Source organism: Pseudomonas sp. A-RE-22 (genome assembly GCF_019956035.1).
GTDB lineage: Bacteria > Pseudomonadota > Gammaproteobacteria > Pseudomonadales > Pseudomonadaceae > Aquipseudomonas > Aquipseudomonas brassicacearum.
The window spans coordinates 14,121-26,297 of the sequence record NZ_JAHBCZ010000041.1; the positions used below are offsets into that span (position 1 = coordinate 14,121).

The following is a 12,177-nucleotide window of genomic DNA, read 5'->3' on the forward strand; positions in this document are numbered from 1 at the left end:
GGTCGCCTTCAGCGCCCGGGCTTTTTGGTTGAGCGTGTCAGATCCGCACGTTGCCACGCGGCCCGGCAATCGCCCAGATGATCAGGCCCAGTACCGGCAACAGCAGGATCAGCAGCACCCAGAGGATTTTCATCCCGGTTTCCGCGCCACTCTTGAGTACATTGATGATCGCCCAGATATCGAGCGCCAGGATGATCAGGCCGACCAGGCCGTTGAAGGTGGAACCCATGGTGTCGCTCCCAAATGGTGATGTGCACACTTAGGATAGCGGGCCCCAGGCAAGGGTTCCGTTTTATTGCTTCAGACGTGAACCGCGACCTTGAGGGCTTCCAGGGAGGGCGCGGCGGCAATGCCGACCTCGGCACACAGCTCCAGCACCCGCGGCACATCGTTGCCGTACACCAACACCATCTGCAATTCATCGTCGAGCAACTGGCTGAAGTTCATCAGCACGTAGCCACCGTTTTCCTTGTTCAGGCTGCTCATCTGGATCTGTATGCGGTTGAGCGCGGTCAGGGCTTCGGTTTTCGCCAGTTGCTTGGGCTTGAGGTTGAACGCCACGCCGGGGCCGAACGAGGCGACGATCTGTTCGAACAGGTCCACGTAGGTGTCGGCCTGGAACAGCACGGTGTCCGGCAGGCTGCCCACCACTACCCACTCACCCAACGGGATCGGGAACGTGTCGTCGTAGTTGATATCGGGGTTGGCCGCCAGGAAAACCGCCGTATCGGCGTAGGCCTGGGCCGCTTCGTCAGCGATTTTCGCGATGTCCGCCTCGCCGAGGCAGCCGGAGCTGATTTTACCGATGAGTTCGATGAGGGCGGCTTTCATGGCGGTGAATCCTGTGGCGAAGGGTGTTTTGAGGGCGGGCAGGATAACGCATTCGCTTGCGGATAGGATTGGAGAAGGACCTGTGGCGTTGTGGGAGCAAGGCTTGCCCGCGATGAAAACAACGCGGTCTCTCTGGAACCGAGTGCCTGTATCGCGAGCAAGCTTTGCTCCCACAGTCTTTCAGGCCAACAACTTTTCCAACTGCGCCGTGGTGTCCACCGCGCCCATGGTCTTGGCGGCATCAAGGGCCGAGACGCCGTTGGCATCCTTGGCTTTCGGGTCGGCACCTTTGCCAATCAGGTAGTCGACGATTTCCACGCGGTTGAACATCGCTGCCATCATCAGCGCGGTACGACCATCGAAGGAGGCGCCTTCCACTTGCGCGCCGCCCTCGACCAACGCCGAAACCACTGCCAGGTCGCCCTTGAACGCCGCGCCGGCAATCGGGCTCTGGCCGTTGTCGTTGCGGATTTCCGGATCGGCCTTGTGCTCCAGCAACACTTTCACCGTTTCCACATGCCCGTGGTAAGCGGCCAGCATCAACAAGGTGTCGCCCTTGTGGTTACGCAGGTTGGGCGGCAGGCCCTTGCTCAGCAACGCAGCCATCATGGCCGCATCACCCTGGCGTGCGACGTTGAACACCTGCTCGGCAAACTCCGCAGCCTCTTCCGGGGTCATCTGGCGGCTTGTATCGGACATGGGAAACTCCACTCAGCTCTTCGCAAAGCGGCTAGTTTCCCGAGGGACCCGGGCGCTGTCATCCCTTTTTTCACTGTGCCCGTCATAGCCAGAATCAATAACGCAATTGTCCGCCCTGAATCCGAACTGCCAGCTGCCGATCCACCCGCACGTAAGTATCGGTGCCCGGCAACCAGGCGTAGACCGGCTCATCCCCGGTGACGCATGGGTCGAATGCTTCGGCCTTGAGGCGGGTCTTCTGGTACTTGAAGGTGCCGGTGGTGTCCATTTTCACCTTGATGCGCAGGAACAGCGGCACGGCATAGGCAGGCAGCTTGCATTGCAAAAACTGCAACAACTCGCTGAAGTCCAGGGTCGCCAGGGATTCGGACGGGGTGATTGCCGCCATGCCCGCACGGCCATTGGTGCCATTGATCTCCACGCCATAAGCCACTGCCTCGGCCACCTGCGGATGTTGCAGCAGCACATTTTCGACTTCCGTGGTGGAGACGTTTTCGCCTTTCCAGCGATAGGTGTCGCCGAGGCGATCAACAAACTGCCCATGCCCGAAACCAATGTTGCGCAACAGGTCTCCGGTATTGAAGTAACGATCGCCCGGCGCAAAGACATCCCGGCAGATGGTTTTTTCGGTCAAGGCCTGATCGGTGTAGCCATCCAGTGGCGCCTTCTCATCGATCCGCGCCAGCAACAGACCCGGTTGGCCCCTGGGCACTTTTTGCATGCGACCTTGCAGGTTGCGCAACGGCAGGCCGCTGGCATGATCGTACTGCACCAGCTCCCAGCCCATCAGGGAAAACCCGATGGTGTTGTCGAAATTCAGGATGTTGGTGAAACCGATATTGCCGTCGCTGGCGGCATACAGCTCACAGATGTGGTCGATGCCAAACCGGCCCTTGAAGGTCGACCAGGCCCCGGGGCGCAAGCCGTTGCCGATCATTTTCTTCACACCGTGGTGGCGATCATCGGCAGCGACAGGCTGGTCGATCAGGTAGCGACACAACTCACCGACATACCCCAGCGTGGTCGCCCGGTAACGGCGTACGTCGCTCCAGAACTGGCTGGCGCTGAACTTGCGCCGGATCGCGAACCCCGAGGCCCCACATATCGCCGCGCCCCAGCACACGCACAGGCCGGTGGCGTGGTACAGCGGCAAGGTGCAATACACGACATCGTCGGGCTGCATGTCCAAGGCGATCAGGCCGAAGCTGGTGGACGTGCGCATCCAGCGACCATGGCGAAACACCCCGGCCTTGGGCAACCCGGTGGTGCCCGAGGTGTAGAGATAAAAACACGGATCGTTGCAGAAAACCTGCCGGCTGCACGCCGGGTTATCGCTCGGGTAATCCTCGCTGCCAGCCATCAGGTCGATGAAACCGGATGGGGCATCGGACGGGATATCGGCACTGTCCTGATCCGCCAGCCACCAGGTCCTGCTGCTCGACAGTGTGGTTCGTTCTCGTATGTCGTTGAAGGCCGCGACCCGTTCATCCCCCACCACCACCGCGACCGGGCTGACCAGGGCCAGGCTGTGCACCAGCGCGTCGCCGGTTTGCGAGGTGTTGAGCATGGCACTGACCGCGCCGACCTTGGCCATTGCCAACACGCTGATCAATAGCTGTGGCCGGTTCTCGATGAATATAGCCACGCAATCGCCCTTGCCGATGCCCTGGGCCAGCAGGTAATGGGCGATGCGATTGGCCTGCGCGTTGACCTGTGCATAACTCAACACCGTCTCGCCGCACAGCAGTGCCGGGCCCTGGGGATTGCGTTGCGTGGCCTGTTCGAAACACCAGCCCAGGCCGCAAGGCTGGGTCGGGTCCTGGACGTTGGCCAGCTTCATGCCTTTGACGATTCGGGGGACGGCTTTGGCAATGGCTGGCAGCTTGCGCAGCATCATGCCCCAGGTAATCGCGTCGCTGGGTGTACGACTCATGGTGATCTTCCCCGTTCGACCTCGTGGGTCTCGGTTCTTGTTATCGGGCAGCAGGTGATTTTGGCTCGAAAGTACGCTGGCAATTGCGGCGCTGTACACGCGGTTTTTGCAATGTTTTGTATCCGCTGCCCGAGACAGGCGAAGCGCGAGCACCGGGAAACGATTTGGTTCCAAAAATCATTGCCCGACCACGCAAAATGCAGGATGCACGATGGCTATTCATGCAAGATGCACGAAATCAAAAATACAGAAAAAATATAACTATCTGTTTTTAAAGGATTTTATATAAAACCGAATGCTGGCACAGACAGTGCAACTCCCCCTCCACGGTTTGCCACACCATGGAGCAGTCAACTATGAACATGATTCAAGAAAAGTTTGCGTCCCTGTTTTCCAACTACGAAGTGACCACCCAGCCCCGCCCGGATGGCGGCATTCTGCTGACCTTGCGTAATAGCGACGGCAAGCTGTTCAAACGCACGATTTCCTATGCTCAACTGCATGCGGGGGATCAGTTGTCCTGGGCGATCAGCGCGATTCGTCGTGACCTGGCTGAACAGGCTAGCGAGTTGCCACAGATCACCTTGTTGCAGAGCCAGCATCGGTTTGCTTTGCCGACTTACCATAGCGCTTGAGCCTGCTGGAAAAACGCGGAGCTGCTTGCTCTTGCTTGAAAAAACGGCGCTTCCTTCAGAAAGGGGAAGCGCCGTTTTTTTGGGGCTTCTTTTGTGGAGGGGGTCCGGCTCCCGGCTCTTCCAAAAGTGACCCGCCGTAAGGGCGGAACCCTAAGTAGCCGTTACTGCAGCAACGGATATACACACAAGCTCAGGGCACCACCAACGCAGGTCAGTCTTCCAGACGAGGAAACCGCCGAGCAATATCATCCCCCGTAACCTCAGCAACCAACCCCTGCAAATCACCAGACAAACGAATCGTAACGAAATGCGGCCGCTCCCCCCTGTCAAACCAATGCGGCATACCAGCAGGCACCGTTATCAAGTCATTCCTTTCACACAGCACCGCGTAGACATAATCCCCAACGTGCAGGTTAAACAAGCCACGACCGGCAACGAAAAACCGCACTTCATCCTGGCTATGGCGACACTCATCGAGCTCCCCAGCCTGTTCCGGCTGATCGCTGCTGACACTGACAACATCGACCGCAACATAACCCCGCTCAGTCATCACCCCATCGATCTGAGCCTGGTAAGCCGCAATGATGTCCTCCTCACTGGCACCCGGCTGGATTTTCACCGCCGCCTCCCAACGGGCAAAGTGAATACCTTGTTCAGCCAGGGTCGCGGCAATGTCCTCGACGTGGGTCAACACTTTGTTCGGAATGTCTGGGCTCGAAACGTGATAGACCGACAGGCTGCTCATGACAAAGGCTCCAGCAAATTAATGGTTCGAAGGCTCATGGCCGGTCCTCTTGCATACGTGTGGCAATGATAACGGCTGCCGCGAAAGCCGCGAGGCTGGCGAGGCTGAATGTCCAACTGGCACCCAAGGCGTTCCAGCTATAGCCGGAATACAACGCGCCCAAGGCCCCGCCCGTACCGGCCAGCGCCGCATACAGCGCCTGCCCCTGGCCTTGCTGGCGAGGACCGAAGCTGCGTTGCACGAAATGGATGGCGGCGGCGTGAAAACTGCCGAAGGTCGCCGCGTGCAGCACCTGGGCGAGCAACAATACCCAGAGAAACTCGGCCAGCGAGCCCAACAACAACCAGCGCAACGCCGCCAGCAGGAAACTCGCCAGCAGTACCCGGCGCACGGAAAACCGCGCCAGGATCCGGCTCATCAGCAGGAACACCAAAACTTCCGCCACCACTCCGAGGGCCCAGAGCAGGCCGATCAGCCCGCGACTGTAGCCCAAGTGTTCGAGGTGCAAGGTCAGGAAGGTGTAATACGGCCCGTGACTCACCTGCATCAGGCCCACACACGTGTAGAACGCCGGCACGCCAGGGTTGCGCAGTTGCCGCAGGAACCCTTCCCCTGCGACGCGCGGCCCCTGCAGGGGCTGGGCGTTGGGCACCCAGAAGCTGGCGAGAACGATGCCGGCCATGATCAACACCAGCGCCACCGGGTAGATGTCCAGGCTCAGCCATTCGAACAAACGGCCGAGCGCCACCACGGTGATGATGAAGCCGATGGAGCCCCACAGGCGGATCTGGCTGTAGCGCGAGGCCTGCCCGCCGAGATGGGCCAGGGTGATGACTTCGAACTGCGGCAACACCGCGTGCCAGAAGAACGCATGCAGCGCCATGACCATCGCCAGCCAGGCGTAGCTTTTATCGATGAAGATCAGCGAGAAGGCCAGCAGCGTGCAGATCGCGCCAAACCGCACGATCGCCAGGCGCCGGCCGGTGTAGTCCCCCAGCCAGCCCCAGATGTTCGGCGCCACGCAGCGCATCAACATGGGAATCGCCACCAGCTCGCCGATGCGCGCCGCGTTGAACCCCAGGTGATCGAAATACAGCGCCAGGAACGGCGCCGTCGAACCGAGCAGCGCGAAATAGAACAGATAGAAACTGGAGAGCCGCCAGTACGGCAGTGCCGCCATGGTCGTCAGGCCACGGCGGTCGGCAGGCCAACCATCAAAGCTGCCCCAGCACCGGAGTGCTGACGCGAACGTCGGCGTTCTGGCCGCGATGACGCAGAAGGTGATCCATCAGCACGATCGCCATCATCGCCTCGGCGATGGGCGTGGCGCGGATGCCGACGCACGGATCGTGACGGCCCTTGGTGATGACGTCCACCGGGTTGCCATGGATGTCGATGGAGCGGCCCGGCGTGGTGATGCTGGACGTTGGCTTCAAGGCCAGGTGCGCCACGATCGGCTGGCCCGAGGAAATGCCGCCGAGGATGCCGCCGGCATTGTTGCTCAGGAAACCTTGCGGGGTCAGTTCGTCACGGTGCTCGGTGCCGCGCTGGGCAACGCAGGCGAAACCGGCGCCGATCTCCACGCCTTTCACCGCATTGATGCTCATCAGCGCGTGGGCCAGCTCGGCGTCGAGGCGGTCGAAGATCGGCTCGCCAAGGCCAGGCATCACCCCTTCGGCGACCACGGTGATCTTCGCGCCGACCGAATCCTGGTCCCGACGCAGTTGATCCATGTAGGCCTCAAGTTCTGGCACCTTGTCCGGGTCGGGGCAGAAGAACGCGTTCTGTTCCACCGAGTCCCAGGTCTTGAACGGGATTTCGATGGGGCCCAACTGGCTCATGTAGCCACGAATGACGATGCCCTGGCTGGCCAGGTACTTCTTGGCGATCGCCCCGGCCGCCACGCGCATGGCGGTTTCCCGCGCCGAGCTGCGACCGCCGCCACGGTAATCGCGCTCACCGTATTTGTGGTGGTAGGTGTAGTCGGCGTGGGCTGGGCGGAACAGATCCTTGATGGCCGAGTAGTCCTTGGACTTCTGGTCGGTGTTGCGGATCAACAGGCCGATGGCGCAGCCGGTGGTGCGCCCTTCGAACACGCCAGACAGGATTTCGACTTCATCGGCTTCCTGGCGCTGGGTGGTGTGGCGGCTGGTGCCGGGCTTGCGCCGGTCCAGGTCACGCTGCAGGTCGTCCAGGGAAATCTCCAGGCCCGGCGGGCAGCCGTCGACAATGGCGACCAACGCCGGGCCATGGCTTTCGCCCGCGGTGGTGACAGTGAACAGCTTGCCGTAGGTATTGCCGGACATGCAGGGTGCTCCGTGAAATCGCTGAGAGACTCAACCTTGGATTCGTAATGCGCGCCAGTATACGCAGGCTCCCCGCGTAGTTCATCCTCGAACCTTATCGGCGGCCACCAGTCCAACCGGCACCTTCGCAACTAATGGCGTGATGATGTTAAAGCTGCTTGCCTTAAGCCTTACCTTGTTCACCGGCCTGTTTTGCGGCCTGGCCCAGGCCACGGTGCTGCAACGCCCAATCAGCCTCGATACGGGCAATGGTGAGCTTTTCGGCTCGTTGTTGCTGCCCAAGTCCGACACGCCGGTGCCGGTTGTCCTGATCATTTCCGGGTCAGGTCCTACAGATCGCGACGGCAACAACCCCGACGGTGGGCGCAACGACAGCCTCAAGCGCCTGGCCTGGGTCTTGGCCAAACACAACATTGCCAGCGTGCGCTATGACAAACGCGGTGTAGCGGCCAGCCTCGCGGCGACACCGGACGAACGCAACCTGAGCGTCGAGGCCTATGTGGCCGATGCCGTGGCCTGGAGCCACAAGCTCGCCGCCGATCCGCGACTGGGCCCGTTGATCCTGCTGGGCCACAGCGAAGGCGCATTGATCGCCAGCCTCGCCGCGCCCCAGGCCAACGCGGCGGCGGTGATTTCGCTGTCTGGCAGCGCCCGACCGATCGACCAGGTGCTGCGCCAACAACTGAGCAACCGCCTGCCACCGCCGCTGATGTTGCGCAGCAACGAGCTGCTCGACAGCCTCAAGGCCGGTCGCCTCGATGACAACGTACCGGCACAGCTGCAGGTCATTTTCCGCCCCAGCGTGCAGCCCTACCTGATCTCGCTGTTCCGCCAGGACCCGGCCCAGGCCTTCGCGGCGTTGAAAATGCCGGCCTTGATCATCCAGGGCAGCAGCGATATCCAGGTCAGCGTCGATGACGCCAGGCAGTTGAAAGCCGCCAAGCCCGATGCCGAACTGGCGTTGATCGAGGGCATGAACCACGTGATGCGCATCGTGCCCAACGACGTGAAACGGCAACTGGCCTCCTACAAGGATCCCAACCTGCCCCTGGCGGCCGAGCTTGGTTCGCGAATTCTGCGTTTTATTGACTCGTTAGCCGCGCGTTAGGCGGTTTTAGTCGATTTAGCTTCAGGACTGGCAAAAACGGCCGATAGCCCGGTGTCGGGCAGCGCTATGGCTGCCGACCCGCCGGCCTGGACAGGATTTTTGCCGTTATGACTGAAACTGAAACTTCTCCCAACACCGCTGCCGAAGCTCCCGCCTCGCCTGCGGTAGAGCTGCCGTGGGCCGACGTGCATACCGAGCATCACAAAATGCTCCGGCTGGCGCCGCTCAAGACCGACCGCGCCACCGGTGTGCGGCCGCTGCGGTTTGTCGAGTTCAGCTATGTCGAGCGCCACAGCAAGGAACGCAGCCTGCTGCGCATGAGCATCCAGTTGCCGAACCAGCGCGTGCGCAAGGAACAGAATCACCTGGACGTCTGGGCCGACCACGTCGAAAAACGCCTGTTTTTTTCCCCGGACAACCTGCAAGTCGAGCCGTCCAACCGTGGCATCGGCCGTTTCCTGGCGGCCCAGGGCATCACCTGGGCCAAGAAACGCTGGTCGGCCTACCGGGTAGACGGCACCGACCTGGATAACAAGGACGCCCTGAACGAAGACACTCGCCTGCGCCGCGACCGCTTTCTCAAGGCCCAGGGCTTCGAGGTGGTCTATGCCGATGCCCAGCACCTCAAGGGCAGCGTCAAGCCAACCCACGTTGGCGATCTGCTCGGGGACTGGAACACCGAGAAGCTGCAATTCGTGGAAATCCTTGAAGCGGCGCAGATGCTGCAACAGGCCGAGCAGAACCTGGCGGAACAGGAAGTCAAACTCAAGCAGCAGGAAGAAAAGGTCACCAAGTTCAAGCGCGAAGACGCCGGCCTGCGCTTCACCATCACCTGCCTGGTGGCCTTCGCCATGTTCCAGGCGGGGTTGCTGATCTGGATTGCGACGCGGCATTAAGCCCGACAGCGCCTGAACAACCCTGTGGGAGCGAGCTTGCTCGCGATAGCGGTGAATCAGCCAACTTCAATGCTGCTGATCCGACGCCATCGCGAGCAAGCTCGCTCCCACAGTGGGTGCACCCAGATGGATAAGGGGGATCAAACCCGCGAAGCAAACAACCCCTGGTGTTGGCGGCACTGTTCGGCACTGAGCATGAACACACCATGGCCGCCGCGTTCGAAGTCGAGCCAGGCGAAATCGACTTCCGGGTACAACGCCTCGACGTGCACCTGGCTGTTGCCCACCTCGACAATCAACAACCCCTTCTCGGTCAGATGATCGGCCGCCTCGGCCAGCATCCGGCGCACCAGGTTCAAGCCGTCATCGCCACAAGCCAGGCCCAGCTCCGGCTCGTGCTGGTATTCCTGCGGCATGTCGGCGAAATCTTCTGCATCGACGTAGGGCGGGTTCGACACGATCAAGTCGAAACGTTGCCCCGGCAGACCGTCGAAACCATCGCCCTGGACCGTGAACACGCGCTCATCGACGCCATGGCGCTCGATGTTCTGGTTGGCCACTTCCAGCGCTTCGAACGACAGGTCGGCCAGCACCACCTCGGCCTCCGGGAACTCATAGGCACAGGCAATGCCAATGCAGCCGGAACCGGTGCACAGATCAAGAATTCGTGCCGGCTCCTGGCCCAGCCACGGCTCGAAATGCTTTTCGATCAGTTCGCCGATGGGTGAGCGCGGAATGAGCACGCGCTCGTCGACGATGAACGACATCCCGCAGAACCAGGCCTCACCCAACAAATAGGCGGTTGGCACACGCTCGGTGATACGCCGGCGCAGCAGGCGCTGCACATGGACCAGTTCTTCGTCTTCAAGACGGCAGTCCAGATAGCTGTCGGCAATTTCCCATGGCAGGTGCAATGCGCCCAACACCAGTTGCCGGGCTTCGTCCCACGCATTGTCGGTGCCATGACCGAAAAACAGATCCTCCCCATGGAAACGGCTGACGGCCCAACGGATATGGTCGCGCAGGGTACGGAGACGGGAAGTGATCACGGCGGCAAACTCCAGAAAAATCGACGGGCGAGTCTACCAGCCAAACGCGGCCCCACCCAAACACGCCCCGATGACGAACGAAAAACCCCGGACCAATCGTAGGAATTATCCGTTTTTTGATCCGCCTATTGAACAAGATGAGCATCTTGACAAGGCTGTAGGCCAGCAACGGCGGCCCTTGCGATGGAAGCGATTCACAGAACCGCTCAGCCAGAGGACAATGTCGCAAAAGCCCCACTCGAAGGAGCCCCAGAATGTCCGTTCCAAAAACGATGTTTCAACTCAGCGGCCGTGGTTATGCAGCGGCCAACCTGAGTCAAGCGACCCTGATCATCATCGATGCCCAGAAAGAATACCTCGCCGGCCCCCTGGCCCTGAGCGGCATGGATGCAGCCGTCGCGAACATCAAGCAATTGCTCGGTGCGGCCCGTGCAGCCGGTCGGCCGATCGTGCATGTGCGCCACCTGGGCACCCATGGCGGGCTGTTCGATCCGCAAGGCGAGCGCGGGGAGTTCATTCCCGGCCTCGAACCCCAAGCCGACGAAACCGTGATCGAAAAGCTGCTGCCCAGCGCCTTCCACGGCACCGAGTTGAAAAAGCGCCTGGAAGACTTCGGCCCCCTGGACCTGATCGTGTGCGGGTTCATGAGCCACTCCAGCGTCAGCACCACCGTGCGCGCCGCCAAGAACCTGGGCTTTCGCTGTACCCTGGTGGAAGATGCCTGCGCCACCCGCGACCTGCCATACAAGGGCGGCGTCCTCAGCGCCGAACACGTTCAGCAGACCGAAATGGCGATCATGGCGGACAACTTCGCCACCCTGGCATTGACTCGTGACTTCATCTGATTCGCCTTGATGAGCGGCCACTCCCGCCGCTCATCCGCAAAAGCCTCTCATTTGCCGCAATTGCCATACTGTCAGGAACAACCCGAACATCTTCCGGTCGAAGGGCCGATACCCATTGAGGAAGGTCGGAATGAAGTTATCCGATGGTTTTGACGCACGTCGCTTGCGGCCCAAGGGCCCGAGCAACTGGCGGTTTCGTTTTGGCGCGGCAATCGCTGCGCTACTGGCAACATTCGGTGTGCTGCTGGCCATGGCCGGTGCCGCCAGCCTGCTGGGCCGCCCGCCCGCACTGGGTGAGTTGAACGCCACTCCGCTGGGTTCGGCGATCATCCTGGCAGTCGGTCTTTTCGTGTTGTTACTGGGCGTCTGGCTCTGGCGCCGCTGCCGCCGTCGCGCCCGCCAATCCCTGGAGCTGGCCATGGCTCCGCACCTGATGAAAAAGCACGACTGACCCGCCATCCGACGTTTTGTCGCGCCTGATCCCGCCAGAGTTGGGTAAACTGGCCGGCCTTCGCGGAGGCTGACATGCAAGACGACGACTTTTCCCTGTTCAAAAGTGCGATCCAGGGCGTAAAACCGATCAAGCACGACCGCGCCGAAACCGGCAAGCCCAAGGCCGATCGCGCGCAAATCGCCAAGCTGCGCCAGGCCGCCACCGTGCGCACCGACGCTACGACCGTGGATGGCCTGTCCGATCAGTTCGTGATCGACGTCGGACCGGAAGACGAGTTGATGTGGGCACGCGACGGTGTCCAGGAAAGCCAGATGCGCAAGCTGAAGGTCGGCCAGATCCCCTTCGAGGGCAGCCTCGACCTGCACGGCATGAGCGTTGAAAAAGCCCGGGAAACCCTTTGGGCATTCCTGGCCGAAGCCACCAAGTTCGAAATCCGCTGCGTGCGCGTCACCCATGGCAAAGCCGTGCGCCTGGACGGCAAGCGGCCGATGATCAAGAGCCACGTCAACACCTGGCTGCGCCAGCACCCACAAGTGTTGGGCTTCACCTCCTGCCAGGCAAAACACGGCGGCGCCGGGGCGGTCTACGTGATGCTCAAGCGCACCATGATGGAAGGTCGCGACGAATAGCCCTCGCTTGCCGAGCTTGCAGCGCCGTGTCCGCCACCGTACCCTTG

General features: G+C 61.2%; 14 protein-coding genes. 6 read left to right on the top strand and 8 right to left on the bottom strand.

The window, feature by feature from the left end; genetic code table 11:
- Positions 1-37 precede the first annotated feature (37 nt).
- From KGA89_RS19865 to KGA89_RS19880, 4 genes are all read right to left on the bottom strand, one after another.
- Positions 38-229 (bottom strand): PLDc N-terminal domain-containing protein, encoded by a 192-nt coding sequence (locus tag KGA89_RS19865; RefSeq protein ID WP_003204476.1) that lies wholly within the window; start codon positions 227-229, stop codon positions 38-40.
- A gap of 71 nt (positions 230-300) precedes the next feature.
- Positions 301-831 carry a hypothetical protein gene (locus tag KGA89_RS19870; protein ID WP_003204477.1) on the bottom strand — a complete coding sequence of 177 codons (531 nt, stop codon included), beginning with the start codon at positions 829-831 and terminating at the stop codon, positions 301-303.
- Positions 832-1,011: 180 nt separating this feature from the next.
- Positions 1,012-1,530 carry an ankyrin repeat domain-containing protein gene (locus KGA89_RS19875; RefSeq protein WP_003204479.1) on the bottom strand — a complete coding sequence of 173 codons (519 nt, stop codon included), beginning with the start codon at positions 1,528-1,530 and terminating at the stop codon, positions 1,012-1,014.
- 94 nt (positions 1,531-1,624) lie between these two features.
- Positions 1,625-3,463 (bottom strand): long-chain-acyl-CoA synthetase, encoded by a 1,839-nt coding sequence (locus tag KGA89_RS19880; RefSeq protein ID WP_223472362.1) that lies wholly within the window; start codon positions 3,461-3,463, stop codon positions 1,625-1,627.
- Positions 3,464-3,819: 356 nt separating this feature from the next.
- Between KGA89_RS19880 and KGA89_RS19885 the strand changes: the two genes are divergently transcribed.
- A complete protein-coding gene (locus tag KGA89_RS19885; protein WP_003204481.1) occupies positions 3,820-4,098 on the top strand; it encodes a DUF3509 domain-containing protein in 279 nt (92 codons plus the stop codon).
- A gap of 211 nt (positions 4,099-4,309) precedes the next feature.
- On the opposite strand, the gene KGA89_RS19890 is transcribed toward KGA89_RS19885, so the two are convergent.
- Genes KGA89_RS19890 through aroC form a run of 3 tightly spaced genes read right to left on the bottom strand, consistent with a single transcriptional unit; the run spans position 4,310 to position 7,149 of the window.
- On the bottom strand, positions 4,310-4,843 hold the full coding sequence (locus KGA89_RS19890; RefSeq protein ID WP_013694037.1) for an acireductone dioxygenase: 534 nt from the start codon (positions 4,841-4,843) through the stop codon (positions 4,310-4,312).
- Between the two features lie 34 nt (positions 4,844-4,877).
- Positions 4,878-6,023, bottom strand: coding sequence for an MFS transporter (locus tag KGA89_RS19895; protein WP_223472363.1), 1,146 nt, complete (start codon positions 6,021-6,023; stop codon positions 4,878-4,880).
- A 34-nt stretch (positions 6,024-6,057) separates the two neighbouring features.
- Complete coding sequence (gene aroC / locus KGA89_RS19900) at positions 6,058-7,149, bottom strand: chorismate synthase (protein WP_003204486.1); 1,092 nt, start codon at positions 7,147-7,149, stop codon at positions 6,058-6,060.
- A gap of 142 nt (positions 7,150-7,291) precedes the next feature.
- On the opposite strand from aroC, the gene KGA89_RS19905 reads away from it, so the two are divergent.
- Positions 7,292-8,257 (top strand): alpha/beta hydrolase, encoded by a 966-nt coding sequence (locus KGA89_RS19905; protein ID WP_003204487.1) that lies wholly within the window; start codon positions 7,292-7,294, stop codon positions 8,255-8,257.
- A 107-nt stretch (positions 8,258-8,364) separates the two neighbouring features.
- Complete coding sequence (locus KGA89_RS19910; RefSeq protein WP_003204489.1) at positions 8,365-9,153, top strand: N-acetyltransferase; 789 nt, start codon at positions 8,365-8,367, stop codon at positions 9,151-9,153.
- 140 nt (positions 9,154-9,293) lie between these two features.
- On the opposite strand, the gene prmB is transcribed toward KGA89_RS19910, so the two are convergent.
- A complete protein-coding gene (prmB, locus tag KGA89_RS19915) occupies positions 9,294-10,202 on the bottom strand; it encodes a 50S ribosomal protein L3 N(5)-glutamine methyltransferase (protein ID WP_003204491.1) in 909 nt (302 codons plus the stop codon).
- Between the two features lie 254 nt (positions 10,203-10,456).
- Here prmB and KGA89_RS19920 point away from each other — a divergent pair, with 254 nt between their 5' ends.
- The 3 genes from KGA89_RS19920 (at position 10,457) to KGA89_RS19930 (ending at position 12,130) form a co-directional block, all read left to right on the top strand.
- Positions 10,457-11,047, top strand: coding sequence for a cysteine hydrolase family protein (locus KGA89_RS19920; RefSeq protein WP_003204493.1), 591 nt, complete (start codon positions 10,457-10,459; stop codon positions 11,045-11,047).
- Positions 11,048-11,177: 130 nt separating this feature from the next.
- Entirely contained in the window at positions 11,178-11,498 is a 321-nt protein-coding gene (locus KGA89_RS19925; RefSeq protein ID WP_003204495.1) for a hypothetical protein, read from the top strand.
- A 74-nt stretch (positions 11,499-11,572) separates the two neighbouring features.
- Positions 11,573-12,130, top strand: a complete 558-nt coding sequence (locus KGA89_RS19930; RefSeq protein WP_003204497.1) for a Smr/MutS family protein — start codon at positions 11,573-11,575, stop codon at positions 12,128-12,130.
- The last annotated feature ends 47 nt before the right edge of the window (positions 12,131-12,177 follow it).

Coding starts and splice junctions, on each gene's coding strand:
- KGA89_RS19885 (WP_003204481.1), top strand. CDS start 3,820: ATGAACATGATTCAAGAAAAGTTTGCGTCCCTGTTTTCCAACTACGAA.
- KGA89_RS19930 (WP_003204497.1), top strand. CDS start 11,573: ATGCAAGACGACGACTTTTCCCTGTTCAAAAGTGCGATCCAGGGCGTA.
- KGA89_RS19910 (WP_003204489.1), top strand. CDS start 8,365: ATGACTGAAACTGAAACTTCTCCCAACACCGCTGCCGAAGCTCCCGCC.
- KGA89_RS19880 (WP_223472362.1), bottom strand. CDS start 3,463: ATGAGTCGTACACCCAGCGACGCGATTACCTGGGGCATGATGCTGCGC.
- KGA89_RS19925 (WP_003204495.1), top strand. CDS start 11,178: ATGAAGTTATCCGATGGTTTTGACGCACGTCGCTTGCGGCCCAAGGGC.
- KGA89_RS19920 (WP_003204493.1), top strand. CDS start 10,457: ATGTCCGTTCCAAAAACGATGTTTCAACTCAGCGGCCGTGGTTATGCA.
- KGA89_RS19905 (WP_003204487.1), top strand. CDS start 7,292: ATGATGTTAAAGCTGCTTGCCTTAAGCCTTACCTTGTTCACCGGCCTG.
- KGA89_RS19875 (WP_003204479.1), bottom strand. CDS start 1,530: ATGTCCGATACAAGCCGCCAGATGACCCCGGAAGAGGCTGCGGAGTTT.
- aroC (WP_003204486.1), bottom strand. CDS start 7,149: ATGTCCGGCAATACCTACGGCAAGCTGTTCACTGTCACCACCGCGGGC.
- KGA89_RS19870 (WP_003204477.1), bottom strand. CDS start 831: ATGAAAGCCGCCCTCATCGAACTCATCGGTAAAATCAGCTCCGGCTGC.
- KGA89_RS19890 (WP_013694037.1), bottom strand. CDS start 4,843: ATGAGCAGCCTGTCGGTCTATCACGTTTCGAGCCCAGACATTCCGAAC.
- KGA89_RS19865 (WP_003204476.1), bottom strand. CDS start 229: ATGGGTTCCACCTTCAACGGCCTGGTCGGCCTGATCATCCTGGCGCTC.
- KGA89_RS19895 (WP_223472363.1), bottom strand. CDS start 6,023: ATGGCGGCACTGCCGTACTGGCGGCTCTCCAGTTTCTATCTGTTCTAT.